The 25,735-nt window shown below is 73.6% G+C and carries 21 protein-coding genes; 9 read left to right on the top strand and 12 right to left on the bottom strand.

What is annotated here, in order from left to right; translation table 11 throughout:
• Positions 1-51: 51 nt before the first annotated feature.
• Positions 52-489, bottom strand: coding sequence for a SigE family RNA polymerase sigma factor (locus H1A17_RS08505; RefSeq protein WP_194821567.1), 438 nt, complete (start codon positions 487-489; stop codon positions 52-54).
• 192 nt (positions 490-681) lie between these two features.
• On the opposite strand from H1A17_RS08505, the gene H1A17_RS08500 reads away from it, so the two are divergent.
• Entirely contained in the window at positions 682-1,971 is a 1,290-nt protein-coding gene (locus tag H1A17_RS08500; RefSeq protein ID WP_194821566.1) for a sensor histidine kinase, read from the top strand.
• Positions 1,959-2,624, top strand: coding sequence for a response regulator transcription factor (locus H1A17_RS08495; protein ID WP_145917686.1), 666 nt, complete (start codon positions 1,959-1,961; stop codon positions 2,622-2,624). The genes H1A17_RS08500 and H1A17_RS08495 overlap by 13 nt, the downstream gene beginning before the upstream one ends.
• Before the next feature lie 24 nt (positions 2,625-2,648).
• Here the strand turns inward: H1A17_RS08495 and H1A17_RS08490 are convergent, their stop codons facing one another.
• From H1A17_RS08490 to H1A17_RS08450, 9 genes are all read right to left on the bottom strand, one after another.
• Positions 2,649-3,332 (bottom strand): ABC transporter ATP-binding protein, encoded by a 684-nt coding sequence (locus H1A17_RS08490; protein ID WP_145917685.1) that lies wholly within the window; start codon positions 3,330-3,332, stop codon positions 2,649-2,651.
• A complete protein-coding gene (locus H1A17_RS08485; protein ID WP_309236732.1) occupies positions 3,329-4,336 on the bottom strand; it encodes an ABC transporter ATP-binding protein in 1,008 nt (335 codons plus the stop codon). The genes H1A17_RS08490 and H1A17_RS08485 overlap by 4 nt, the downstream gene beginning before the upstream one ends.
• Positions 4,333-5,232 (bottom strand): ABC transporter permease, encoded by a 900-nt coding sequence (locus H1A17_RS08480; protein WP_194821565.1) that lies wholly within the window; start codon positions 5,230-5,232, stop codon positions 4,333-4,335. The genes H1A17_RS08485 and H1A17_RS08480 overlap by 4 nt, the downstream gene beginning before the upstream one ends.
• Entirely contained in the window at positions 5,225-6,232 is a 1,008-nt protein-coding gene (locus tag H1A17_RS08475; RefSeq protein ID WP_194821594.1) for an ABC transporter permease, read from the bottom strand. Before H1A17_RS08475 ends, H1A17_RS08480 begins: the two co-directional genes overlap by 8 nt.
• Before the next feature lie 2 nt (positions 6,233-6,234).
• Positions 6,235-7,866, bottom strand: coding sequence for an ABC transporter substrate-binding protein (locus H1A17_RS08470; protein WP_309236731.1), 1,632 nt, complete (start codon positions 7,864-7,866; stop codon positions 6,235-6,237).
• Positions 7,867-8,095: 229 nt separating this feature from the next.
• Entirely contained in the window at positions 8,096-9,415 is a 1,320-nt protein-coding gene (locus H1A17_RS08465; RefSeq protein ID WP_228543155.1) for a cellulose binding domain-containing protein, read from the bottom strand.
• Between the two features lie 787 nt (positions 9,416-10,202).
• The gene (locus tag H1A17_RS08460; protein WP_145917682.1) at positions 10,203-11,462 is read right to left on the bottom strand and encodes an ABC transporter permease; all 1,260 of its coding nucleotides are present in this window, start codon (positions 11,460-11,462) and stop codon (positions 10,203-10,205) included.
• Positions 11,459-12,115: an ABC transporter ATP-binding protein gene (locus tag H1A17_RS08455; protein WP_145922537.1), complete on the bottom strand. Its 657-nt coding sequence runs from the start codon at positions 12,113-12,115 to the stop codon at positions 11,459-11,461. The genes H1A17_RS08460 and H1A17_RS08455 overlap by 4 nt, the downstream gene beginning before the upstream one ends.
• A gap of 26 nt (positions 12,116-12,141) precedes the next feature.
• On the bottom strand, positions 12,142-13,392 hold the full coding sequence (locus H1A17_RS08450) for an HlyD family secretion protein (RefSeq protein ID WP_145917681.1): 1,251 nt from the start codon (positions 13,390-13,392) through the stop codon (positions 12,142-12,144).
• 89 nt (positions 13,393-13,481) lie between these two features.
• On the opposite strand from H1A17_RS08450, the gene H1A17_RS08445 reads away from it, so the two are divergent.
• The 4 genes from H1A17_RS08445 to H1A17_RS08430 all read left to right on the top strand — a co-directional run bounded on the left by H1A17_RS08445 (position 13,482) and on the right by H1A17_RS08430 (position 16,995).
• Entirely contained in the window at positions 13,482-14,048 is a 567-nt protein-coding gene (locus H1A17_RS08445) for a hypothetical protein (RefSeq protein ID WP_145917680.1), read from the top strand.
• A 203-nt stretch (positions 14,049-14,251) separates the two neighbouring features.
• Entirely contained in the window at positions 14,252-15,031 is a 780-nt protein-coding gene (locus tag H1A17_RS08440) for a SigB/SigF/SigG family RNA polymerase sigma factor (RefSeq protein WP_194821563.1), read from the top strand.
• A 32-nt stretch (positions 15,032-15,063) separates the two neighbouring features.
• Positions 15,064-15,615 (top strand): DUF5872 domain-containing protein, encoded by a 552-nt coding sequence (locus H1A17_RS08435; RefSeq protein ID WP_145917678.1) that lies wholly within the window; start codon positions 15,064-15,066, stop codon positions 15,613-15,615.
• 132 nt (positions 15,616-15,747) lie between these two features.
• Positions 15,748-16,995, top strand: coding sequence for a PP2C family protein-serine/threonine phosphatase (locus tag H1A17_RS08430; protein ID WP_145917677.1), 1,248 nt, complete (start codon positions 15,748-15,750; stop codon positions 16,993-16,995).
• Between the two features lie 6 nt (positions 16,996-17,001).
• On the opposite strand, the gene H1A17_RS08425 is transcribed toward H1A17_RS08430, so the two are convergent.
• Positions 17,002-17,349 (bottom strand): STAS domain-containing protein, encoded by a 348-nt coding sequence (locus H1A17_RS08425; RefSeq protein WP_194821562.1) that lies wholly within the window; start codon positions 17,347-17,349, stop codon positions 17,002-17,004.
• Positions 17,350-17,698: 349 nt separating this feature from the next.
• Here H1A17_RS08425 and H1A17_RS08420 point away from each other — a divergent pair, with 349 nt between their 5' ends.
• A complete protein-coding gene (locus H1A17_RS08420) occupies positions 17,699-20,248 on the top strand; it encodes an LVIVD repeat-containing protein (protein WP_228543153.1) in 2,550 nt (849 codons plus the stop codon).
• Between the two features lie 118 nt (positions 20,249-20,366).
• Here the strand turns inward: H1A17_RS08420 and H1A17_RS08415 are convergent, their stop codons facing one another.
• Entirely contained in the window at positions 20,367-21,038 is a 672-nt protein-coding gene (locus H1A17_RS08415; protein WP_145917674.1) for a DUF305 domain-containing protein, read from the bottom strand.
• A gap of 261 nt (positions 21,039-21,299) precedes the next feature.
• On the opposite strand from H1A17_RS08415, the gene H1A17_RS08410 reads away from it, so the two are divergent.
• A complete protein-coding gene (locus H1A17_RS08410) occupies positions 21,300-24,302 on the top strand; it encodes a family 16 glycoside hydrolase (protein WP_194821561.1) in 3,003 nt (1,000 codons plus the stop codon).
• A 275-nt stretch (positions 24,303-24,577) separates the two neighbouring features.
• A complete protein-coding gene (locus H1A17_RS08405; protein ID WP_194821560.1) occupies positions 24,578-25,717 on the top strand; it encodes a hypothetical protein in 1,140 nt (379 codons plus the stop codon).
• Positions 25,718-25,735: the final 18 nt, after the last annotated feature.

Genomic DNA, 25,735 nt, shown 5'->3' with positions numbered 1-25,735 from the left:
AGAACCGTCCCCCTAGGTCGACGTTCGTGTCGGCAACATCGACCATAGCTTCTAACGATTCTTGACAGTGCCCACCGTGCAGTCGAGGACGCCGGCCGTGTCCTCCAGGCTCAGGCCCAGGTAGTGCCGGAGCACGACGGCGGCCCGCTGCCGGGCCGGTACGGCGTCGAGCGCCGCCCGCAGGCGCAGCCGCTCGTCGGCGGCGTCGGCCGGGTCGCGCAGCGCGACGTCCGGCATGGCGTCGCCGAACGACCGCTCCCGCCGCCAGGGCCGCCGGGTCTCGTCGACGGCAGCCCGGTAGACCATGGTCTTGACGTAGAGATCGGGCCGTTCCAGCCGACGCCAGCGGGGATAGAGCTTGACCAGGGCGTTGGCCACGGCGTCCTCGGCCGCGTGCCAGTCGCCGCAGGTCATGTACGCCAGCTTGCGCAGCGACGCCATCTGCGACGTCACGAACTCGCGGAACGCCTGTTCGTCTTCGGCTTTCAAGTCGACTGCCTCCTTGTGACGGAGGTAGAACGGAGCCACCGGCCCGCAGAGTTGCACGGCCCGCTAAGGTAGTTGCCGAATAACTCTGCGTAGCGGCTTCGGCCGGCGGTCCGGCCGGGTAGGGCCAGGCATACCCGCAACGCTACGACCAGTGGGCTGGGTCGGAGGGCGTCGCCCTGACAGGGTTCGACCATGACCCCGGACGTACCCCTGCACCTGGCGGCGTCACTGCGCCGACGCGACCACCTGCTCTCCCCGTGGCCGTGGCGGGCGCTGGCCTACCTCGCCACCACCCTGCCGGTCGCCGGACCCCTGTCGATCGGGCTGCTCGTCGTCGGCGCGCCCCTGATGGCCGTCCTCAACACGGTGCGGCAGGACCGCCCGGTCGAGCTGCCCATCGTCGTGTTCCTCACCGTCGTCGCCCTGCTGGTGCTCGCGTCGGCCCCGGTCGTCAGCATCGCGGTGGCCGCGATCGAGCGGTGGCGGCTGCGCCTGGTCGATCCGCGACCGGTGCACCGGCCCCGGTTCACGGGTCTGGCGGCCCGCTACACCAGCGCCGCGGCCTGGCGGGAGGTCGGCTACACCTTCCTGCTGGGCGGGCTCGTGCCGCTGGCGTACTGGCTGCTGTTCCTGCTCGTGCTGCTCGACGCGACGCTGATCGCCAGCCCCTGGCTGGCCAGCGGCAGCGACCCGGTCATCGTGGTCTGGACCACGATCGACACCCCCCGCGAGGCGATCCCGTACGCGGCCGTGGGCGTCCTGTGCGTCCCGGCGCTGGTGTACCTGGCCGGCCTGCTCGCCGCCGGCCAGGCGACGGCGGCCCGCCGGCTGCTCGACGGGTCCGCCGACGCCACGGCGCTGCGGGAGGTCACCCGCTCCCGGGCCCGGCTGGTCGACGCGTACGAGGCCGAACGCCGCCGCATCGAGCGGGACGTGCACGACGGCGCGCAGCCCCGGCTGACCAGCCTCACCCTCCAGCTCGGCCTGGCCCGGCTGGACGTGCCCGACGACTCCCCCGCCGCCCGCCCGTTGGCCGTCGCGCACGAGCAGGCCAAGGGGCTGATGGTCACCCTCCGGCAGATCGTGCAGGGCATCCGCCCGCAGCACCTCACCGAACTCGGCCTGGCCGGCGCCGTCCGGGAACTGGCCGGGGCGGCCACCATCCCGGTCGACGTCCGGGCCGACCTCGGGCAGCCGCTGCCGGAGGTGGTCGAGACCACCGCCTACTTCGTGGTGTCCGAGTCCCTGGGCAACGTGGCCCGGCACGCCCGCGCGGGCCGGGCCGAGGTGCGGCTGACCCGGTCCGCCGGCAGTCTCGTCGTCGAGATCGAGGACGACGGGCGCGGCGACGCCGACCCGGCCCGGGGCAGCGGACTGACCGGTCTCGCCGACCGGGTCGCCGCCGTCGACGGCCGGCTGCTGCTGTCCAGCCCGCCCGGCGGGCCTACCCTGGTACGGGTGGAGCTGCCGTGCCCCCGGTGACCCGGGTCGTGCTCGCCGAGGACGAGGTGCTCCTGCGGGAGGGCATGATCGGCCTGCTGACCCGGTTCGACTTCGCGGTGGTCGCCGCCGTCGGCTCCGCCCCGGAACTGCTGGCGGCGGTCGACGCGCACGAACCGGACCTGGTGGTGACCGACATCCGGATGCCGCCGCAGCACCGCGACGACGGGCTACGGGCCGCCGTCACCGCCCGCGCCGCCTGCCCGCACCTCGCGGTGGTGGTGCTCAGCCAGCACGTGCAGGCCGAGTACGCCGCGGCGCTGCTCGACAGCGGGGACCGTCGCCGGGTCGGCTACCTGCTCAAGGACCGGGTCGCCGACGTCGCCGAGTTCGCCGCTACCCTGCGCCGGGTCACCGGCGGCGGCACGGCCATCGACCCCGACGTGGTGCGGCACCTGCTGCACCGGCCGCGCGACCCGCTCGCCGCCCTGTCGGCCCGGGAGCGGGAGGTGCTGGTGCTGCTGGCCGAGGGGCACTCCAACGCGGCGATCGCGGCCCGGCTGCACGTCACCGAGGCGGCGATCGGCAAGCACGTCGGCAACATCCTGGCCAAGCTCGACCTGCCGCCCAGCGACGACACCAACCGCCGGGTCCTCGCCGTCCTCACCTACCTGCGGACCGGCCCCGCCCGGTAGCCGCCGCCAGGTCGGGCACCGCCGTCACCGGGTGACCGGCAGGTCCACCACCCGGGTCGCCCAGCGGGCCAGCAGCGCCGGATCGTGGGTGATCAGCAGCACGCCCGCGCGGTGCCGACGCTGGTAGTCGGTGACGACTGCCGCCACGTGGGCCTGGGTGGAGGCGTCGAGCATGGCGGTGGCCTCGTCGCAGAGCAGGTGGTCGGGGCGGTGCGCGAGGGCGCGGGCCAGGCAGGCGCGTTGCAGCTGCCCGTCGCTGACCGCGTGCGGACGCCGGGTGAGCAGGTCGGGGGTGAGCCCGACCAGGTCGGCCAGCTCGGCCGTCCGGGCCGTCACCTGCCCGGCCGGTGTCCCGGTGGCGCGCAACGGTTCGGCGATCAGGTCGGCCAGGCTCAACCGGGGGTCGCTGGCGGCGCGGGGGCTCTGGAACAGGATCGCCACCCGGGTCCGTACGGCGGCGGGCAGCCGGTGCCGGACCCCCGCGACGGGTTCACCGTCGAGGGTGACCCGGCCGTCGTCCGGGGCGTGCAGGAAGGCCAGCACGCGGGCGAGGGTCGACTTGCCGCTGCCGGAGGGGCCGCGCAGACCGACCGTCTCCCCGGGAGCGACGTGCAGGTCCACGCGGTCGAGGACGCGCTGCCGGCCGTAGTGGACGGTGACCTGGTGCGCGGCGAGCCCGGCGGGCGGATGGTCGACCGTGGTCGTCATGCCGCTGCTCCGGAGGTGAGCGGGTGGTGGCAGGCGACCTGCCCGGTGCCATCGGCCGCCGGGCGGGGCGGGGTGCGGCAGGTGTCGGTGGCCCGGGGGCAACGCGGGGCGAAGGAGCAGCCGTCGGGCAGGTCGGTGAGCATCGGCGGGTGACCGGGCACCGGGGTGAACGCCCGGTCGGGCAGGGCGTCGAGCAGCCCGGCGGTGTAGGGGTGGGCGGGCCTGTCGAACAGGTCCGGGGTGGGCCGGTGTTCGACGATGCGGCTGGCGTACATGACGGCGACGGTGTCGGCGACGCGGCGGGCGGCGGCGAGGTCGTGGGTGATGAGCAGGACGGCGGCCCCGGCGTCGCAGCGGCGGCGCAGCAGGTCCAGGGTGTGCTCCACCAGCGGCCGGTCGAGGCCGGTGGTGGGTTCGTCGGCGAGCAGCAGCGGCGGGTCGGGGGCCAGCGCCAGGGCGGTCGCCAGCCGCTGGGCCATCCCCCCGGACATCTCGTGCGGGTAGCGGTCGAGGTCGGCGGGGTGCAGGCCGACGTCGGCGGCGGCCCGCCCGGCGGTGTCGGCGGCGCTGCGCCGGGGGTGCCCGTGGGCGCGCAGGGTCTCCTCCAGCAGCCGCCGGCCGGTGCGTACCGGGGTCAGGGCGGTGGCGGGGCTCTGCGGGACGAGCCCGACGGCCCGGCCCCGGACGTGCCGGGCGAGGTGCCGTTCGCCCGCCGCGACCAGGTCGACCGGGGTGCCGTCCGCCTGGTGCAGGTGGGCGTGCCCGGTGACGGTGGCGTTGCGGGGCAGCAGACCGAGCAGCGCGTGCGCGAGGACGGACTTGCCGCAGCCCGACTCGCCCACCACGGCCAGCAGTTCGCCCGGGTGCAGGGCGAGGCGCAGGTCGGTGACGGCGTGCACGACGGCGTCGGGAAGCCGGAACCGGACGGTCAGCCCGTCGACCGTCAGCAACGCCGGCCGGCGGCCGGCGGCGGTGGGCACGGTGCCGGTTGCGCTCGCGGTCACAGCTGCAACTCCGCCCGTACGCGGGGGTCGAGGCGGTCCCGCCAGCGGCCGGTGAGCACGGCCAGGGCGAGGGTGACGGCGACCAGGGCCAGGCCGGGGACGATGCTGGCCCACCACGCGCCGGTGAGCAGGGACCGCTGGCCGTCGTTGATCATGTTGCCGATGGAGGCGAGGTGCGGCGGCAGGCCCAGGCCGAGGAAGGACAGCGCGGTCTCGTGCCAGACGGCGTGCGGCACCATCAGCGTGGTCGCCAGCGCGAGCCGGGGCAGCACGTGCGGCAGCAGGTGCCGGGTGAGCACCCGGGCCCGGCCCGCCCCGCCGGAGATCGCGGCGTCGACGAACGGGCGGGACCGCAGGCTGAGCAGTTCGGAGCGGACGATGCGGGCGGTGGACAGCCAGTGCGTCAACGCGATCGAGGCGACGACCGCACCGAGGCCGGGCCGCAGCATCGCCACGATGAAGATGCCCAGCAGCAGGTGCGGCAGGGCGGCGACGGTGTCGACGACCCGCATCAGCACCCGGTCGACGCGCCCGCCGACGCTGCCGGCGACCGCGCCGACGAGGCCACCGATGACGGTGGCGACCAGCGCGGCGACCACCCCGACGAGCAGCGAGACGCGCAGCCCGTAGAGGCTGCGCTGGGCCACGTCCCGGCCCAGGTCGTCGGTGCCGGCCAGGTGGTCGGGTGAGGGAGCGAGCCGGGTCCGGGCGAGGTCGACCGCGCTCTGGTCCAGCGGCCAGAGCAGGGGCGCGAGCAGGCAGCCGGCGACCGCGACGACGAGCACGGCGGCGGCCACCACCGCGCCGGGCCGTCCGCCCCGCAGCAGGGTGGCCGGTCGGCGCGGCGGCAGGCGTCGGACGGGCGGGGCGGGCGGCGGTGGGGCGAGGTCAGTCATCGAGGCGTACCCGGGGGTCGGCGGCGGCGTAGCCGAGGTCGGTGGCCAGGTTCGCGGCCAGCACCACCACGGTGGTGGCCAGGGTGGTGGCGGCCAGCAGCGGGAAGTCGGCGCCCAACGCCGCCTGGACGGTGACCGCGCCCAGGCCGGGCAGCGAGAACACGGTCTCCACCAGCACCGCGCCGCCGACGAGTTCGGGCAGGTGGGTGCCGACCAGGGTGAGGAAGGGCAGCAGCGCGGTCCGCAGCGCGTGGCCGAACAGGACGGTACGGCCGGGCAGCCCCCGGGCGCGGGCGGCCAGCACGTGGTCGTCGCGCAGGCTCTCGGCGACGGCGTCCCGGACGAACAGCACGAACCACGGGGCCTGGGAGATCGCCAGCACGCTCACCGGCAGCACCAGGTGCCGGGCCACGTCGGCCGGGTCGGTGCCGGTCGCGGTGATGTCGGTGAGCCCACCGGCGGGCAGCCAGCCCAGGGTGAGGGCGAACACGGCGATCGCGGCCAGCCCGATCCAGAACACCGGCATCGACTGCACGGCGTACGCGACGGTGCGCAGGGCGCGGTCGAAGACACCACCGCGCCGGTACGCGGCGAGGGTGCCCAGCAGCACGCTCGCCACCAGGACGAGGGCGAGGGCCAGGCCGACGAGCAGCAGGGTCCAGCCGGCGCGGGCGGCCAGCACGGAGGTGACCGGTTCGTGGCGGCTGGTGGACCAGCCGAGGTCGCCGCGCAGCAGGTTGCCCACCCAGCGGGCGTACTGCACCGGCAGCGGGTCGTCGACACCCCAGTTGGCGCGCAACTGCGCGAGGTTCTCCTCGGTGGTGGTGAAGGCCGCCGCGCCCGCGTACTGCTGGGCCGGGTCGATCGGGGAGGCCGCGCCGAGGGCGAACATGCCCATGCTGGTCGCGGCGAGCACCGGTACGGCGACCAGCAGCCGGCGGCGGATCATGACCCCGGCCCCGGCCAGCCGTCGACGGCGGACCGGCGGTGGGGCCGGCATCGTCACGATGTCTTCTCCCAGGTGTGCACGTTCCACCAGAGGCTGTTGGCGACGTCGTGCTCGTGCGGCTCGACCCGGGGCGTCACCCCGGCCACGGTGTCGCGCACCACGTAGGTGTGTTGCAGGTAGGTGAGGAACACCCACGGCACGTCGGCGGCGAGCTGCTTCTGGAAGGTGGCGTACGCGGCCCGTCGGGCGGCCGGGTCGGTGGTGTCCCGGCCGGCCTGTAGGGCGGCGTCGACGGTGGCGGACCGGTAGGAGCCGGGGTTGAAGAAGCCCTGCCCGGCGAAGGCCGATCCGAACAGCTTGAACGAGACGAAGTCCGGGTCGTACGGCGTACCGTACCCCATGACCAGCGCGTCGGTCCCCATCCGGGGGGTGATCGCGTCCCAGGTGAGGCCCTGCGGGGTGACCGCGACGCCGATCTTCCTGGCGTCGGCGGTGACCGCCAGGGCCAGTTCCTTGCGCAGGCTGTCGGTGGCCGGGTACATCAGGGTGAACGCCGCCTGCCGCCCGGCTTTGGCGCGGATGCCGTCCGGGCCGGGCGTCCAGCCGGCGGCGTCGAGGATCGCGGTGGCGGCGGCCCGGTCGGCGGTGGGCCGCCCGGTGACCGACGGCTCGGCGAACTCGGAGGTGGGCGGCACCGGGCCGAACGCCGGCTCCCCCGCCCCGCCGAGCACCCCGGTCACCATGGCCTGCCGGTCCACCGCCGTGCTCAGCGCCCGGCGGACCGCCAGGTCGCCCAGGACGGGGTTGCCCATGGGCAGCATGACGCCCCGGTAGTCGGCGGTGGGGACGTTGCGTACCTGGTGACCGCGCTGGCCGTCGAATCCGGTCGCCAGCTTCGGCGGTAGTTCGGCCGCGTCGAACTCGCCGGCCCGCATCCGCTGCGCGCGGACGTTGTCGTCGGCGACGAACGCCACCACCACGCCGGAGTTCGCCGGCTTGCCGCCCCAGTACCGCTCGTTCGCCGCCAGCACCAGCCGGTCCCCCGGCGTCCAGGACGTCATCCGGTACGGCCCGGTGCCGATCGGCCTGCGGTTGAACTCCGCCCGGTTGACGTCCTGCCCGGCGAACGCCTTCGCCGGCACGATGCCCAGCGCCAGCCGCTGCACGAACGGCGCGTACGGGTGTTTGAGGGTGAAGACCACGGTGGTGGGGTCGGGGGCGGCGACGGAGGCGAGCATGTCGAGGTCCGAGCGGAGCGTCGAGTCGACCTTCGGGTCCAGCACCGCCTGGTAGGTGAAGACGACGTCTCCGGCGGTGAGCGGGCTGCCGTCGTGGAACAGCACCCCGTCGCGCAGGGTCGCCGTGACGGTCCGGCCGTCCGCCGAGACCGTCGGCAGTTCCCGGGCCAGGGCCGGCACGAGCTGGTTGCGGGCGTCCCGGGCGACCAGCCCGTCGAAGATCAGCGACGCGCCGTCGGGGCCGTAGTTGAGCACCGGGTTGAGGGTGTCCGGCTCACCCGCCGTGGCCACCACGACCGGGCCGCTCCCGGTGCGGTCGGTCGACGACGGCGTCGGGGACGCGCAGCCGGCGACGACGGCCAGGACGATGCCGAGCAACGCCGGCACGCGTACGGAACGGGACGTGACGTTCTCCGGGGAGATCGCGTCCGTGCGCCTGGGCCCCACCGGCAGCTCCCTCGGGTCGTGGATCGACACAGGGGCGGGCACTCGGGCCAGGTCGGATCATCGCAGGCCCGGGTACCCGCCACTGCTGCCACTATCGCGTAGTTGCCAGTTATTGGCAATAAGACCCGCCGGCGCGGCACCCGTACGGCACACCCCGCGACGCCGACCGGGCCCGGAACGGACGGCGGGCCCGGAGCCGGGTGGCTCCGGGCCCTGAGGGCGTCCGTGGTCAGGAGATGGCGCAGGTGATGTTGCCGGGCGGCGGGGTGCCGTTGCCGGTGGCGGTGAACCCGAAGGTGGTCGAAGCGTTGGGCGCCAGCGCGCCGTTGTAGGCGGCGTTGCGGACGGTGACGTTGCCGGTGGTGCCGGTGTTGACGCCGTTCCAGACGCTACTGATCGCCTGGCCGCTGCCGAGGCTCAGGCCCACGGCCCAGCCGGTGATCGCATCGGAGCTGGTGTTGGCCACGGTGACCTCACCCTGGAAACCGCCGGGCCAGCTGTTGACCGCCTTGTAGGTGGCGGTGCAGCCGCCGGGCCCGCTGGTGGGCGGGGGCGTGGTCGGCGGCGGGGTGGTCGGCGGGGCGGTGGTGGGCGGCGGGGTCGTCGGCGGAGCGGTGGTCGGCGGGGGCGTGGTCGGCGGCGTGGTGGACTGGAACTGGCTGAAGAAGCGCCAGATCTCCCCCGACGTCCAGGTCCGCGAGTCGTTGGGGGTGCCCGACCCGTCGACCGGGCTGGGGGTGTGGTCACCGTCGAACGCGGCCCACTGCACCGGGAAGCCGGAACGGCAGCCCGAGTAGGTCGTGGTGATGTGGGTGAAGCTGTTCAGGGCCGGCTCGCGCGGGCTCTGCGCGGTGCACCCGTTGTTCCGGACGAACGTGTCGCGCAGCGACCGGCCCATCGAGATGTTCAGCACGCTGTCGTGGGTGCCGTGGATGCCGAAGTACGGCACCGGCTGGGTACCGCCGTTGCAGCCACTGAGCTGGGCGCCGGACAGCACCGCGACCGCGCGGACGACGGTGGGCCGGGCGCAGGCCACCGCGTAGCTCATCGCGCCGCCGTAGCTCCAGCCCAGCACGAACCGCTGGGTGGTGTCCACGCACAGGTCGTTCTCGACCTGCCGGAGGATGTCGTCGAAGAGGGTCAGGTCCCGGCCGTTGGTGTTGGCCCAGCCGGCGTCGATGCCCTGCGGGGCGACGAAGATCGTGCTGTTGTTGGACAGCGGCAGCAGGCCGTAGTAGCCGGCCGAGGAGACGTTCTGCGCCGAGCCGTTCAACCAGTGGAAGCCGACGACCAGCCGGTACTGGCGGTTGCGGTCGTAGCCGTCCGGAAGCCGCAGGATGTAGCTGCGGTTCTGCCCGCTGCTGGTGATCGTGCGCGTTCCGTTGCTCAGCGTGGGGGCCTTGCCGCAGCCCGCCGTCGCCGCGAGGGTGCCGTTCGTCGCCGCCTCCGCCGTCGCGGAGAGGCCGCCGTTCAGCGCGCCGCCGACGGTCGCCGCGAGCAGGACGGCCGCGGCGGCGATGGTCGGGAGTAGGTGTCTGTGTCTGACCATTGCTTGGCTCCTTGCCATGGGTCTGGTGTCCCGGTGGTGATACGCGGAGTCGACCCGGCGATGGCCGGCGGGGACGGCAGGATGCGGTGAACGACCCGCACCCCGTCTCCTCGCCGGGGCGGGGCGACTCGGGTGGGCGGACGCGCCCGCTCGGCGCGGACGGCACGACGGCTCGGTGGAGCGGCCCGGACTTGGTCGTCGACCGGCAGGGCGGCGCGAGGGGTGCCCTCGTGTGCCGCTGCCAACGGACTGGGACGACGGGAAGCGTGCCCTTCGCTCCCGGCCGAAAGATAGCAGGTTATCGATAACATACTCAACCGGACGGGCGGTGCCGGCTGTCGGAGCGGGCGTTTCGGCGCACCGCGACGCGACCCGCGTCCCCCGGCCGGCCGGGTCCGGCGCGCCGGATCCGGTCCACCCGCGACGACCCGCCCACCGCCGGCCCGGCCACACCGTCCCCACTGGTCAGCAGCCTTGCCGGGGAGCACCGCCAGCGGATCGGTGAGGGCCGGACAGACCCGCGACCGACCCGCCGACGACCGGGGACCGACCCGCACCGGGACGGGTCGACCGGCCCCGGAACCGACAGCCGTTCTCGAAACTATCGGTTCGCTCAGGTCGCAACTTTCTGAATCCGGCCCCGCCGACCCATGTGACCGTTAACGTCGGCGGCAGCAGGGCGCGGGTGAACCCGCCGCCACCTGCGGCACCGCCGGCCGGGACGGACGCCCGACCGGCGGCGGGTCCGGCCCGGGGCCGGACCCGCCGTGCCCGCCGCCGACCCGGCTCAGACGCTGGCCAGCGCCTCGGTCGGCGGCAGGGCGGCGGCCCGCATCGACGGGTAGACGCCGGCCACCACGCCCACCACCGCCGCACCGCCCAGCCCGGCCAGCGTCGAGCCGAGCGGGATCACCACCGGCCACTGGTGGTACGCGGCGTAGCCGGCGGTGACGGCCAGCCCGAGCAGCGTCCCGACGATCCCGCCCAGCGACGCCAGGGCCACCGACTCGGTGAGGAACTGGCCACGGATCTGCCCCCGGTGCGCGCCGAGCGCGCGCCGTAGGCCGATCTCGGCCCGTCGTTCCAGCACCGAGATGACCATCGTGTTGGCCACCCCGATCCCACCCACCAGCAGCGCCACCGCGGCCAGGGCCAGAAACAGCGACGAGAAGGCGTTCTCGGTGGCACGCTTCGCGGCCAGCGCGTCGGAGGGGCGGCTGACCAGCACGTCGGCCGGGCTCTGCGGGCTGACCGTCTCGGGCAGCACCGCCCGGACCTGCTCCACCGCCGGCTCCAGCGACCGGATGTAGAGCACCGTGGGATGCCCGTCGAAGCCCAGCTCGGACTGCGCGGCCGGCCAGCCGACCAGCACCGACCGGTCGATGTCCGGCAGCAGCGGTACGGCGGCCAGGATGCCGACCACGGTGAACCACCGGTCGCCGATCAACACCTGCTGGCCGGGGCCACCCCCGGCGGGCACGTCGCGTACGCCCAGCCGGGCCGCTGCGACCGCGCCGAGCACCACGGTGGGGAAACGGGCCGTCGCCGGGGTGAGCCAGCTTCCGTGCCGGACCCGGGCGTTGATGATCGGGAGCAGGTCGAGCTGGCTGGCCAGCACCGTCAGACCGGAGCCGTCGTCGGGGTCGGTACGGTCGGAGCGGCGGACCAACCGGTGGGTGTTGGCGACCGCGCTGACGCCGGTCACCGGCCCCACCCGCCGGACCATGGCGGTCGACTCCTTCGGCAGCAGCGCCGGTGGGTCCTGGTCGGGCAGCGCCCGCACCTCCAACATGTTCGTGCCGAGCGCGGAGAGTTCCCGCATCAGCTGGGCCTGGCTGGAGGCGGGGATGCCGGTGACCACGATCATCGTGGCGATCCCGATGGCGATGCCGAGCGCCGACAGCGCGGCCCGGGTGCGCCGGGTACGGATACCGAGCAGCCCCAGACCGAGCAGGTCGGACACGGCCAGCCGGACCGGCCGGGCGGCCTCGCGCGCCGTACCCGGATGCGCGCGGTGCGGCGTACCCCCGTCGGTGGGTGTGCTCATCGGGGCGTCACCACCCGGCCGGAGTCGGCGACCAGGTGGCCGTCGCGCAGCTCCACCCGGCGGGGCAGGCGGGCGGCGATGTCCCGGTCGTGGGTGATCACGGCGATGGTGGTGCCCTCCGCGTGCAGCCGGTACAGCAGCTCCAGGACGGCCTGGCCGGTACGGGTGTCCAGCGCGCCGGTGGGTTCGTCGGCGAGCAGCAGCGCGGGCTGGTGGACCAGGGCGCGGGCGATCGCCACCCGCTGCCGTTCCCCGCCGGAGAGCTGGTGCGGCAGGTGGGTGACGCGGTGCGCCAGGCCGACCCGGTCCAGCGCCGCGAGGGCCAGCGGCCGGCGGTGCCGGCGGGGCACCCCGGCGTAGAGCAGGCCGGTGGCGACGTTCTCGGCGGCGGTGAGCCCGGCGGTGAGGTGGAACTGCTGGAAGACGAAACCCAGCCAGCGCCCGCGCAGCGCGGACAGCTGCCGGTCGGACAGCCCGGCCACGTCGAGGCCGCCGAGGTGCACCGTGCCGGAGGTCGGCCGGTCCAGCGTGCCCATGATGTGCAGCAGGGTCGACTTGCCGGAGCCGGACGGGCCGACGATGGCCAGCATCTCGCCCCCGGTGATGTCGAGCGAGACGCCGGCGAGGGCGGTGACCCCGCCCGGATAGCGCATGGCGGCATCGCGTACGGACAGTACGGTCACGAGGCGGTCACCACCGCGAGGTCCTCGGTGATCCCGTCACCGGAGACCTCGACCATCCCCTTGCTGAACATGCCGGTGGTGACGGCGACGAACCGTCCACTGTCGGCCAGTTGCAGCGCGTAGCCGCCCTCGCTGAGCGCCACCAGCGCGCCGACCGGTACGGCGAGCACCCCTTCCCGGGTCTCGCCGGCCAGGTCGACCTGTACGTCGGCGGCGTCGATCCCGGCCAGGTCGTCGTCCACGGTCACCGTGACGGCCCGCTTCGGCGTGGCGGTCGGGCCGGGGTTGTCGTCCTGGGTGACGGCGGTGGCGACCGCCGAGACGGTGCCGTCGACGGTCTTGTCGCCCGGCAGCGTCACCGTCACCCGGTCGCCCCGCTGGATCGTGCCGGCCTCGGCCACGTCGGCCTGAACGGTGATCACCTTCGCGGTCGGCGTGACGGTCAGCAGCGGCGTCTCGGCGGGGTCCCCGCGCAACGCGGTGACGGCGTCGACCCGGACCGCGCCGGGCAGTACGGCCACGTCGCCGACGGCGATCCGGCCGGTCACCGGCAGTTCGGCGTCCTGCTGCCAGCGCTTGACGGCCCGCATCAGCGAGCCGGTCAGCACCCCCTCGCCCTTGCGGACGACGACCCGGGCCGGGGCGGCAGCCGTCGGCGTGGGTGCCGCCGCGCCCTGGCCGGAGGTGCCCCTGCCCGGCTCCGGTGCCGCCTGCTGCTGCCCGGCGGGTGGTGCGGAGGCGCCGGACTTGACCGGTCGGGAGACCTTCTCCCCCGGTACGGGCTGGTAGCCGATCTCGTACCCCAAGGCCTTGAGGTTGGTGGCGATGATCCGCACGTCGCGGCCCACCGTGCCGGGTTCGGCCAGGTCGCGGTAGAGCGGCAGGCCGCCGTAGAACAGCGGCACCGGCTGGTCGTCGATCCGGTAGAGCTGCTTTCCCCGGGTGACCGTCGCGCCGGCCGGCGGCAGCCAGGTGACCGTCCCGCTCCGGCCGCCCTTCACCGGCTGCGCCCGCCCGTACCCGAGGGTGCCGGTCAGCGACACGGTGGTGGCGAGGTCGGTCCGCACGACGGTGGTGGTCTGCACCGGGACCGGCGGGTCGCCGCCGGCCGTGGCCGGACCACGGTGGACGGACCAGACGACGCCGCTTGCGACGACCGCCACCACCAGGATCAGCACGGCCGGGACGACGACGCGTCGACCGGTACGGCGCGGTGGGCTCTGCGCTGGTGACTGTTCTGTTGACACGCCGCGAGCATGGCGACGGTTCTTCAGAAACCTGTCAGGATCGGCGAATCCACACGGGTTCCTGACATCACGCCCCGACCGTGGTCGGCATGTCATACGCGTTCGTCACCACGGCCCGCCGCTTCGCCGTACCGGCGCTGGTGGTCGGTTGCCTGCTCGCTGGTTGTTCCGCCGCCCCGACCGACGACCGGGCCGACGGCTCACGGGTGGCCTCGGTACGCAGCCCGACCGCCCGCGCCACCGGCCCCGCCGACGTCGAGGACCAGCGCCCGCTGATCCCCCTCGACGCCACCCAAGACGAGATCGAGGCCCTGCGGGCGGTCTGGGGGCGGTGTGTGGCGAAGGAGGGCGGCCCCGGCTACGAGGACGGCCGGAGCGTGATCTGGAAGGAGAGCCAGAACGACCCGAAGGCGAAGCGGGTACGGGCGGCGTGCCGGTCGACGGAGCCGGAGTTCTTCGAGGAGCGCCAGAAGCGTACGGACAACGCGGCGTTCCGGGACAACCAGCGCGAGTGGTACCGGTGCGCCAAGCAGGCCGGTTACCGGTTGACCACGCCCGACGAGGACGGCGAGTTCGGGATCACCGAGGTCGGCCCGAACGGTGACTTCCAGTCGCCCAAGATGACGGCGTGCCGGCGGGAGGCGTTCAGCCGGTGACCGGGGCGTCGGGCCACCCAACAGCCCAATATCCACCTTTCGGCTGGTAATCAGCCCTCCGTTCGGGTAGGTTCGGTCCAACGAATGGACTACATGACGCGGTGACCATGCCCGTGATCGTGACCCTGCGACAGCACGCAGCCCGTCCGCGTGCTCAGCCGATGTGTCGCCTCCGATCAGCGGGCACCTGCGGAAGGTCCAGCATGCTCACCACCTCCGAACCGACCCTCGACCCGGACGGCGCCACCGCCGACGACCTGGTGGCCACGATGGCAGCCCTGCCGGCCGGCGATCCGCGTCGGCCGGCGCTGCGGGAACGCGCCATCGAGGCGTGGCTGCCGCTCGCCCGGCACCTGGCCCGCCGCTACGCCGGGCGCGGCGTCCAGGACGACGACCTCACCCAGACCGCGGCGGTCGGTCTGATCAAGGCGGTCGACCACTTCGACCCGGCCCGGGGCGTCGCCTTCACCGGGTACGCCATTCCCACCGTGGTCGGCGAGATCAAGCGGTACTTCCGGGACCGCACCTGGTCGGTGCGGGTCCCCCGCCGGCTCCAGGAGCTACGGCTGGCGATCAGCGAGGCGAACGGCACCCTCACCCACACACTGGGGCGGTCGCCGACCGTCGCCGACATCGCCGCCTACCTCGACCTGTCCGAAGAGACCATCCTGGAGGGGCTGGAGGGGGCCCGCGCCTACCGGGCGACCTCGCTGTCCACCCCCGTCGGCACCGACAGCGGCATGGAACTCGCCGACACCCTCGGGTCCGAGGACCACGACCTCGAACTCGTCGAGATCCACGTCGCCCTCGGCCCCGCCCTCGCCGCCCTGCCGGAACGCGAACGCCTGATCCTGACCCTGCGGTTCCACGGCAACCTGACCCAGGCGGAGATCGCCGGCCGGATCGGCATCTCGCAGATGCACGTCTCCCGGCTGATCAGCCGGGCACTGGCCACCCTGCGCGGCCGGCTCGTCCGCGGGTGAGTACGGCGGGCCACCACGGGTAATCCGCGGCCATGGCTCGCTACACGAAACCCGAGCTGCGCGAGCAGCTCAAGGAGGAGATCCGGGCCGGTGACCGGGGTGGACGACCGGGGCAGTGGTCGGCGCGCAAGTCGCAACTGCTGACCCGCGAGTACCAGCAGCGCGGCGGCGGCTACCAGGGCCCACGGGACGAACGGCAGCAGTCCCTGCGCCGCTGGGGCGACCAGAAGTGGCGGACCAGGCGGGGCACCACCCGGGCCCGGCACGACGGTGAGACCGACCGGTACCTGCCCGACAAGGCGTGGAAGCAGCTCTCCCCGCAGCAGCAACGGGCCACCGACGCGCGTAAGCGCCGGGCGTCGACCTCCGGCCGGCAGTACGTGGCCAACACCGGCCCGGCCAAACGCGCACGCCGCAGCGTCACCTCGGGTGGGTCGCTGACCGAGCTGACCGTCGCCGAGGCGACCCGGCACGTCCGCGATCTCGACACCGCACAGCTACGGGCCGCCCTGCGGGCCGAACGCCGGGGCAAGGGGCGTAAGACGCTGCTCCGGCGGCTGGAGTCCGCGCTGGACCGCCGCTGACCGGACCGGCGCTCCGGCTTGCGGCCGTCGGGCCACCGCCCGTACGGCGGCCCGGGGCGTGACCGCTGCCGTCGGGTCGCCGGGCCGGTCGCCCGTGCGGCGGCCGGCACCGGGAGTGCATATCCTCGACGGGTGGAGGACAGCGAGCAGATCGTGCTGGCCGAGATGCTGCAGTCGGCCGAGGACGCCGCGCCGGTCGAGGCGGTCGAGGCGGTCACCGGGGCGATCGCCACGGCGTTGAACGCGCTCGGCGTCTCCCTGCTGATCGCCGCCCTCAGCGGCCGGGCCCTGGTCCGGCTGACCCACCAGCCGGGCGCCGCCGGGCCGGGCCGCCTCCAGGGCGAGGAACTCGCCGAGGTGCTGCCCTTCGACGGCGGCCCCTACGAGCAGGCGGTACGCCACCAGGTCCCCCGGGTGCTTCCCGGCGACGGGCGGTGGACGCTGCTCGCCCCCGTCACCGAGCGCGGCGAGGCCATCGGCCTGTTGGAGATCGACCTGCCCGACGAGCCCGACGCCGAGGTGATCGAGCGGGTCGCCCGTACCGCGCACGCGTTGGCGTTCGTGGTGATCGCCAACCGGCGGCACACCGACCTGTTCGAGTGGGGGCAGCGCAGCACCCCGTTCACCCTCTCCGCCGAGATCCAGCGTCGGCTGCTGCCCGCCTCGTTCACCTGCGAGGCCGGGGCGTTCGCCCTCTCCGGCTGGTTGGAGCCGGCCGCGAGCGTCGGCGGGGACACCTTCGACTACAGCGTGGCCCGGGACGTGCTGCACCTCAGCGTCACCGACGCGATGGGCCACGGGGTCGCCAGCGCGCTGACCGCCACCCTGGGGGTGGGCAGCCTGCGCAACACCCGCCGCCGGGGGGTGAGCCTCACCGGTCAGGCCGACGAGGCCAACCGCGCCATCGCCGCACACGCCAACGTCCGCGGCGCGTACGTGACGGCGGTGCTGGGCCGGATCGACCTGCCCACCGGGCGCTGCGAGCTGCTCAACGCCGGGCACGTGCCCCCGATGCTGGTGCGTGACGGCCGGACCACGATGCTGGAGCTGCCCGGCAACTTTCCGCTGGGCATGTTCCCCGAGGCGGGGTTCCGCAGCGGGGAGGTCGTCCTGCGGCCCGGTGACCGGCTGGTCGTGGTCACCGACGGGATGCGCGAACGCAACGCCGCCAATCTCGACCTGCCGGCCGCCCTGCGCGACATCGCCTCGTTGCACCCCCGCGAGGCGGTCCGGGCGCTGTCGGACGCGGTGCTGTCCACCGCCGGCCCCGACCTGGCCGACGACGCCACCCTGATGATCGTCGACTGGTACGGCGACCACGGGCCGCGCCGCAGCACCGCCGGTGCGGACACCGAGCGGGCCAGCGCCTCGTCCCGGTGAGGATGCTCACGCCACCGGGGATGCCGCCTCGGCGTCGCGCACCGTGTCGAAGATGTCGATGACCTGGTCGACCGAGGTGATCGACAACACCGTCCGGACCGACCGGCGGACCCCGGCCAGCCCCAGCCAGCCGTTGCGTTCCCGCAGCTCACGATAGGCGACAACCAGCGCGCCGAGGCCGCTGGAGTCCATGAACCCGACGCCGGTCAGGTCGACCACCACCACCCGGGTGCCACCCTCGACCACCTCGCGTAACCGTTCGCGCAACTGGGGCGTGGTGCTCATGTCCAGGTCACCGGCGACTTCGACCACCGTGCCGGCCCCCTCCCGGCGGGTCGACAGCGTGAATTCCACCCGAACCCCCTTCGTCAAGGCGTACCGGACATCCGGCGACGCGGTACGTCGTACCCACGGTGCCAGAATCCGAACGGGAGCGCTCGCGGACGTCCGCCGGGTGTCCCGGTGCGTCCGGGGGTGCGGGCGGTGACTCGACGGTTGGCGTAAGGACCGAGGCACTCGCTCCTACGACTGTCGTGACCTGCGTGATCGCCCGGGAGCAATTGCGTACGGCTTGCCGCGCAAACACGTACATAGCTCACCTGGGCGTCTTGACCAGCACCGCATCGTCGGTACGGTCCTTACTCACGCGACGCGTTTCTCCCGATGTGGACGTCGCGGCTGGTCTTCGATCGGAAGGCGACACATGACAACTCCCCCAACCACCAGGGCACGCCGGGGTCGACGGACCCTCGGCCTGATAGCCGCCGGGCTGCTGCTGGCCGGCGCGCTCCCCGGCACCGCGTCGGCGGCGGAGCCCGATCCGCGCGTCGGCCTCGGCGGCGGCTGGCTCGACGCACAGTCCGCGATCAGCAATCTGGAACACGTCGCACACCGCGACAAGCCGGCCGGATTCGTCGACCCGACGAACCCGGGCAACGGCGGGTACTACAACTCGGATCTCGCCTTCGGCGGCCGGTACGCCTTCCAGGGCAACTACAACGGGTTCACCATCGTCGACATCGCCGACCCGGCCGAGCCGACGCTGGTCACCAGCGTCGTCTGCCCCGGCGGGCAGGGCGACCTCTCCGTGCACGGCAACCTGCTGTTCATGTCGGTCGAGGAGAGCCGGGGTCGGGTCGACTGCGGCACCAACCCCAACGTCGGCACCCGGTTCCAGGGGGTGCGGGTCTTCGACATCAGCGACGTCCGCAGCCCGGTGCAGGTGGCGGCCGTCCAGCTCTGCCGTGGCTCGCACACGCACTCCGTGGTGACCGACCCCCGCGACGCCGACAACGTCTACGTCTACGTCTCCGGCACCACCTCGGTGCGGCCGGCGACCACGATGGAGGGCTGCAACAACAACGCGGCCGACGGGGAGAACCCGTCACGGTGGCGGATCGACGTCATCAAGGTGCCGCTGGCCGCCCCGCAGGACGCCGCCGTGGTGAACCAGCCGAGGCTGTTCCAGGACCCGGTCACCGGTCGGGTCGACGGCCTCCAGAACGGCCCGGTGACGCCCCGGCACCCGTCCGGGTCGACCTGGTCGCCCACGCCGAACACCAACGCCTGCCACGACATCACCGCGTACCCGGAGATCGGGCTCGCGGCCGGCGCGTGCCAGGGCAACGGCATCCTGATCGACATCTCGGACCCGGCGAACCCGAAGCGGATCGACGAGGTGGCCGACCCGAACTTCGCGTACTGGCACTCGGCGACGTTCAACAACGACGGCACCAAGGTGATCTTCACCGACGAGTGGGGCGGTGGCAGCGGCGCACGCTGCCGCGACACCGACCTGCCGCAGTGGGGCGCCAACGCCATCTTCGACATCGTCGACCGGAAGATGACCTTCGCCAGCTACTACAAGCTGCCGGTGCCCCAGTCGTTGCAGGAGAACTGCGTCGCGCACAACGGCTCGCTGATCCCGGTGCCCGGCCGCGACGTCATGATGCAGGCCTGGTACCAGGGCGGCATCTCGGTGTTCGACTTCACCGACTCGAAGAACCCGCACGAGATCGCGTACTTCGACCGGGGACCGGTCAACCCGAGCGCGCTCGTGCTGGGTGGCTTCTGGTCGGCGTACTGGTACAACGGCAATCTGTACGGTAACGAGATCGCCCGGGGCTTCGACGTGTTCAAGCTGACCCCCAGCGCCCACCTGTCGGCGGCCGAGATCGAGGCCGCCACCCAGGTGAAGCTGGCCGGGTTCAACGCCCAGGGGCAGCCGAAGATCAGCTGGACGCCGAGCTTCGCGCTCGTCCGCGCCTACCACGACCAGTTGGTCCGGGCCGGCGCGATCGACCAGGCGTTGAGCGCGGAGGTCGACACGGCCCTGGGCCGGGCCGGCGGGTTCGCCGCCGAGGGCAGGCGGTTCGCCGCCGAGACGCAACTGCGGACGCTCGCCGACCGGCTCGACGCCGCGGCGTACGGGACGCTCCGCGGGGCCGTGGTGGACCTCGCGGACACCTTCAACCCCCGGGTCTCCGCCACGGTGGGCCCGGCCGAGCCGACCGGCAACAACGGCTGGTACACCGATGCCGTCACGCTCACCCTGACCGGCCTGATCCCCGGCATGTGGACCGGCCAGTACTCCGTCGACGACGGCGTGACCTGGGTGGACGTGCCGGCCAGCGGCGTCGCGACGATCAGTGCCGAGGTCAGGGGTTCGGTGCGGTACCGGGCGGTCGACGGGGCCGGCAACACCTCCCGGCAGGGCAGCCAGTGGCTCAAGATCGACCGGACCGCCCCCGAGGTGCAGGTGTCCGGGCTGACCGAGGGCACGGCGTACGGCGACTCCGGCACGGTGACGGTGGACTGGACGGTCACCGACACCGGTTCCGGGCCCGGCATCAACCCGGACAGCGCGCTGCTGGACGGCAAGCGGGTCGCCCGGGGGGCGACGGTCACCCTGTCCGGCCTCCCGCTGGGCAGCCACACCCTGACGGTGACCGCGAAGGACAAGGCCGGTAACACCACCAACCGGTCCGTCACGTTCACCACCACGACGTCCTTCGCCGACCTGCAGGCCCTCGTCGGCGGCTACCGGTCCGCCGGCACTGTCAGCGCGGGCAACGCCGACAAGCTGACCACCAGCCTCGGCAAGGCCGGCGCGGCGGCCAGCGGCGGCCAGCCGGCGGAGGCGGTCACCCACCTGACCGCCTTCCTCGACCAGGCCCGCGCGCTCAACGCCATCGGGGCGCGCAACCTGCTGGTCCGCGACGCCCAGGCGCTGATCGACCAGTTCGACAGGTAACCCGCCCGGTCCGGCCGGACCGACGGGACCGCACGGAACCGGGGCCTGCCCAGCATCGCTGGGCAGGCCCCGGCCGTTCCCGACCGTTGTGGCCGGGCCGGCGCCGCCTGGCGGCGGCTCAGCCGAGCTTGGCCAGCATCTGCTGCATGCGCTGGATCTCGATGCCCTGGTCGGCGTTGACCTCCCGGGCGAACTGGTCGCTCGCCGGTTCCAGGCCGCCGCCGGCGGCGTACAGCTGCTCCACCATGGTCAGTGCGCCCTGGTGGTGACGGATCATCGCGGTGAGGAAGAGCCTGTCGAACTCCGTACCGCGCGCCTGCTTGAGCTGGTCGAACTGGGCGGCGGTGAGCATCCCCGGCATGAGCGCGTCGTGCGCCGCCCCGTCGTGCGGGCCGGCGGCCGGCACGTTGCGCTCGGCGAGCCAGGTGCGCATCCGGGCGATCTCGTCGCCCTGCGACACCTCGATCCGCTTGGCCAGCAGCGTCACGTCGGGGCTGGTGGTACGCCCGGGCAGCAGCGCGGTCATCGCCAGGGCCTGGGTGTGGTGCGGGATCATGCCCTGCACGAAACGGCTGTCGGCGGCGGTGAACCCGGGCGGCGAGACCTGCGACAGGTCGGTGCCGGACAGTTGCCGGCCCGGCTGCCCGGGTGCGCCGGGCTGCACCACGCGTGACGTCGGCGGTTGGTACGCCGGGTCGTCCCGGCCGGCCCAGACGGCGACGCCCACCGCCGTGCCGAGGACGGCCGTGGCGACCACACCGGAAACGACCACGCGACGGGGCAGCGGCACGGTTCACCTACCAGTCCTGGGCTTGAGCTGCGCGGATTCCATGGGCATAGTGCCTCACCCCGACCCCGCCCACCAGCCCACGAGCCGGTGGATTCGACCCGCCCCCGGGCGACTTTTGTACGACCATCGAAAAGTTTCCCCGAATCGATCCAAAGTGCTAGTGTCTGCGATCAATCTTTGGTGTGACGCGTTCCCTACCGGACCGCCAACGGGAGAAAGTGGCGCGGTCCCCCGGCCGGGCCCACCACCACTGGAGGCACCATGACCACCCCGCACCGGCGGCACCGGCGGCGCAGATCCGCGCTCGTGGCCGCCGGCACCGCCCTGGCGACCGCGCTCGCCACCGGGTCCGTCGCCCCGGCCACCGCCGCCCCCGCCGCCGACCTGCCGCCCCAGGAGCCCGGCGTCACCCTGCGCACGTACGACATGGGCACCCCGCTGTCCGCGCTGTGCACCCTCAAGCCCGCCCAGACACCGAACGTCGACAAGCTGATGCCGCAGGTCAACTGGAGCAGCACCGACGACTTCGGGCTCTCCGACCGGTTCGTCAGCCACGTCACCGGCAACCTCGCCGCACCCGTCGACGGCGCCTACGCCTTCCGCCTCACCAGCGACGACGGCTCCCGACTGAGCATCGGCGACACCGTCGTCGTCGACCACGACGGGCTGCACGGGGAAACCGCCAAGGAGGGGTCGACCACCCTCACCGCCGGCCGGCACCCGCTGCGCATCGAGCACTTCGACGACGGCGGCGGCCAGGTGCTCCGGCTGGAATGGCGTCCGCCCGGCAGCGCCGACTTCACCCTCGTCCCGACCTCCGCGCTGAGCACCGACGCCGGGGTCGTCCGGGTCACCGCGCCCGGCTGGAAGTACTGCGAGGGGGCCACCGACTCGGCCGGCGACGGCCTGCCGCTCGACCGGGTGCACCCCGGCTACACCCTCACCGACCTGCGCCCCGACGGGTTCCGACCACAGGTCACCGGGATGGCGTTCCGACCCGACGGCGCGCTCGTGCTGAGCACCTGGGGCGGCACCGACAACGCCACCGGCGAGATCTGGGTGGCCACGGGCGCGACCGGCGCGACCGGCCCCGACCAGGTCACCTACCGCCGGTTCGCCGACGGGCTGCGCGAGCCGCAGGGCGTCGCCGTGGTCGACGGCACCGTCTACGTCAGCCAGAAGCACGAACTGACCGCGCTGCGCGACACCGACGGCGACGGCGTCGCCGACGACCGGCGTACGGTCGCCACCTGGCCGTGGGGCGGCAACTTCCACGAGTTCGCGTTCGGCCTGCTCTACCGGGACGGGTTCTTCCACCTCAACCTGTCGGTCGCGATCAACCAGGGCGGTGCCACCACCGTGCCGCAGCCCGCGCCCAACCGGGGCACCTCGATCACGGTGAACGCCCGGACCGGCAAGATCACGTACGTGGCCGGTGGGCTGCGCACCCCGAACGGCATCGGCTGGGGGCCGCGCGGCGAGGTCCTCGTCACCGACAACCAGGGCGGTTGGCTGCCCGCGTCCAAGCTGGTCCAGATCCAGCAGGGGGCGTTCTTCAACCACTACACCACCCCCGACGGGCCGTACGACGACAAGCCGGTCACCCGGCCCATCGTCTGGCTGCCGCAGAACGAGATCGGCAACTCCCCGTCCAGCCCGGTGCTGCTGTCGCAGGGCCCGTACGCCGGCCAGCTCGTCGTCGGTGACGTGACCTACGGCGGTCTGCAACGGGTGTACCTCGACGAGGTCGAGGGGCAGTACCAGGGGGCGGTGTTCCGGCACACGCAGGGCCTGGAGGCCGGCGTCAACGAGGTCACCCTCGGCCCGGACGGCGCGCTCTACGTGGGCGGCGTGGGTGCCGGCGGCAACTGGGGCCAGGAGGGCAAACTCAGCTACGGGTTGCAGAAGCTCACCCCCAACGGCACCTCGACCTTCGAGGTCAAGCAGATGCGCGCCACCGCCAACGGGTTCGACCTGGAGTACACCGAGCCGGTCTCGACCGAGACCGCCGCCCGGCTCGCCGAGGCGTACCAGGTGACGCAGTGGCGCTACGGGGCGACCAGCCAGTACGGCGGCCCCAAGCTCGACCTGGAGAAACTCACCGTGACCAGGGCGGTGCTGGCGGCCAACGGGCGCACCGTGCGGCTGCGGATTCCGGGCCTCAAGGAGAACCGGGTGGTGCACGTCCGCTCGCCGCGCCCGTTCTCCGCCGCCGACGGTGAGCAGCTGTGGAACACCGAAGCCTGGTACACGCTCAACGAGATCCCCGGCCGGGTGGCCCAGCCGCAGACGTTCTTCGAGGCCGAGGAGGGCCGTACCGTCGGCGTCGGGATGGCCACCGACCACGCCGCCTACTCCGGTGCCGGCTTCGCCGCCGGATTCGCCGACGACGGCGCGTCGACCCGGATCTCCGTCGACGTCCCCGAGGCCGGCAACTACGACCTGGCGATGCGCTACAGCAACGGCCCCAACCCGTTCTCCGGCCCGAAACAGCTCAGCCTGTACGTCAACGGCAAGCGGATCGAACAGACGATCTTCCCCTCCACCGTCACCTGGGAGGAGTGGGGCACCGTCACCACCAAGGCGCACCTGCGCCGGGGCCGCAACATCGTCGAGTACCGCAAGGAGAGCGCGGACTCCGGGCACGTCAACCTCGACGTGCTCGCCGTCCGGCCACGCGGGGAACGGATCACCCTCTTCGACGGCGGCGACCTCACCGAGTGGCAGCACACCGACGGGCGCGAACCGGAGTGGACGCTCGACGGCAACACCATGACCGTACGCGGCGGCGACCTGCGTACCGTGCAGGCGTTCGGCGACTTCCGGCTGCACGTCGAGTTCAACCTGCCGCTCTACCCGCCGGAGGTGACCGGCCAGCAGCGCGCCAACAGCGGGGTCTACCTCCAGGACCGCTACGAGATCCAGGTGCTCGACTCGTTCGGCATCGACCCGCCGCAGAACAACGACGCCGCCGCCATCTACACCCAGAAGGCGCCCGACGTGAACGCGGCCCGACCGCCGCAGACCTGGCAGACGTACGACATCGAGTACCGTCAGGCCCGCTACGACGCGGCCGGCGTCAAGGTGGCGAACCCCCGGGTCACCGTGGTGTGGAACGGCGTCACCGTGCACGACGACGTGGAGATCCTCGGCCCGACCGGCGGCAGCCGGCCCGAGGGTCCGGCGGCCGGCGCGATCCGGCTCCAGGACCACGGCAACCCCGTCCAGTACCGCAATATCTGGATCAAGCCGCTGGCCGGGTGACCCGGCCGGCAGGCGATGCGGCCGGGACCGTTGCGGCGGTCCCGGCCGTTCCGCGTCGCGAATCGGCCGGCCGTCGTCGTGGCGCGGACCGCCCGCCGCTCCCGGGAATCGCGGTACGGTCCGGCGCCCTGCCACCGACGCAGGTACCGTCCTGATCGGACAGTAGGGACAGGACGGTCGAGGGGGAAGCCATGACGTCGGCGTGGCCACCCGCCCCCATCGGCATCGATGCCGACCGCTGGGTGACCCGGTCGGTCCGCCGCACGGTACTCGCCGTGACCCACACCGTCGCGAGCTGCCACCGGCTGCTGGACGTCGTCGGCCACGTCGAGAGCGATCCTCGGGTGCAGGTGGTCTACACGGTGGCACCGGACGTCTTCAACCACCAGGTGAACCAGCTCCTCGACCGGCTCGGCGCGCTCGTCCTGCCCTGGCAGCAGGCCGTCCGGGAACGCTTCGACCTCGGCCTCGCCGCCGCCCACGGCGGGTTGCACCAGGTCCACGCCCCCCTGCTGCTGATGGCCCACGGAGCCGGGCGCAGCAAACGGGTCCGGTCCGGCCCGGACGCCGGGCCGGCACCCACCGACCGCCCCGTCTACGGCCTCGACGCGCAACGGCTCACCCATGACGGGCGGGTCCTCCCGGCGGCGCTCGCCCTCTGCCACGACTCCGAGGTGGAGGTGCTGCGACGGCAGTGCCCGGAGGCGGTCGGCGCGGCGGTGGTCGTCGGTGACCCCTGCGTCGACCGGCTCGTCGCCAGCCTGGCCCGACGCCCCGACTACCGGCGGGCTCTCGGGCTCGGTGAGCAGCAGGAACTCGTGGTGGTCGCCTCCACCTGGGGCCCGGACGGCAGCTTCGGTCGTTGGCCCGACCTGCTTCCGCAGGTGATGACGCAGCTCCCGGCCGACCGGTACCGGGTCGCCGCGCTGCTGCACCCGGCGATCTGGGCCGCCCATGGGCACCGCCAGGTCCGCGCCTGGCTCCGGGGGTGCCTCGACGCCGGGCTGCTGCTGCCCGAGCCGACCGAGGACTGGCGGGCCCCCCTGGTCGCCGCCGACCATGTCATCGGTGACCACGGCTCCGTCACCGCCTACGCCGCCGCCGTCGGACGACGGACCCTGGTCCTTCCCACCCCGGAGCCGGCGCCCGCCCCCGGAACACCCCAACACCTGCTCGCCCTCCACGCGCCCCGGCTGGACCCGCACCAGCCGCTGCTGCCCCAGCTCGCCCGGACCGGCGAGGTCGACCGGGCGGCGGTGACGGGCGCGTTGACCGCCCGTCCGGGCGACGCCGCGCTGCTGCTGCGGCGCACCATGTACCGCCTGCTCCAGCTCACCGAGCCCGACCGGCCCCCGCGGACCGACCCCGTCCCGGTGCCCCGCTCCGGCCACCGGGACACCGATCCGAGCGGGTGACCCGTCGTCCCGGCACCG

It is taken from the genome of Micromonospora sp. S-DT3-3-22, from assembly GCF_015354745.1.
In the GTDB taxonomy this organism is placed as follows: Bacteria; Actinomycetota; Actinomycetes; order Mycobacteriales; family Micromonosporaceae; genus Micromonospora; species Micromonospora wenchangensis.
This window is presented reverse-complemented; position numbering and strand designations above follow the sequence as displayed.

Bases quoted from the DNA above. Each gene is read 5' to 3' on its own strand.
- H1A17_RS08500 (WP_194821566.1), top strand. From the start codon at position 682: ATGACCCCGGACGTACCCCTGCACCTGGCGGCGTCACTGCGCCGACGC.
- H1A17_RS08490 (WP_145917685.1), bottom strand. From the start codon at position 3,332: ATGACGACCACGGTCGACCATCCGCCCGCCGGGCTCGCCGCGCACCAG.
- H1A17_RS08480 (WP_194821565.1), bottom strand. From the start codon at position 5,232: ATGACTGACCTCGCCCCACCGCCGCCCGCCCCGCCCGTCCGACGCCTG.
- H1A17_RS08475 (WP_194821594.1), bottom strand. From the start codon at position 6,232: ATGCCGGCCCCACCGCCGGTCCGCCGTCGACGGCTGGCCGGGGCCGGG.
- H1A17_RS08465 (WP_228543155.1), bottom strand. From the start codon at position 9,415: ATGGTCAGACACAGACACCTACTCCCGACCATCGCCGCCGCGGCCGTC.
- H1A17_RS08460 (WP_145917682.1), bottom strand. From the start codon at position 11,462: ATGAGCACACCCACCGACGGGGGTACGCCGCACCGCGCGCATCCGGGT.
- H1A17_RS08455 (WP_145922537.1), bottom strand. From the start codon at position 12,115: ATGCGCTATCCGGGCGGGGTCACCGCCCTCGCCGGCGTCTCGCTCGAC.
- H1A17_RS08445 (WP_145917680.1), top strand. From the start codon at position 13,482: ATGTCATACGCGTTCGTCACCACGGCCCGCCGCTTCGCCGTACCGGCG.
- H1A17_RS08440 (WP_194821563.1), top strand. From the start codon at position 14,252: ATGCTCACCACCTCCGAACCGACCCTCGACCCGGACGGCGCCACCGCC.
- H1A17_RS08435 (WP_145917678.1), top strand. From the start codon at position 15,064: ATGGCTCGCTACACGAAACCCGAGCTGCGCGAGCAGCTCAAGGAGGAG.
- H1A17_RS08420 (WP_228543153.1), top strand. From the start codon at position 17,699: ATGACAACTCCCCCAACCACCAGGGCACGCCGGGGTCGACGGACCCTC.
- H1A17_RS08410 (WP_194821561.1), top strand. From the start codon at position 21,300: ATGACCACCCCGCACCGGCGGCACCGGCGGCGCAGATCCGCGCTCGTG.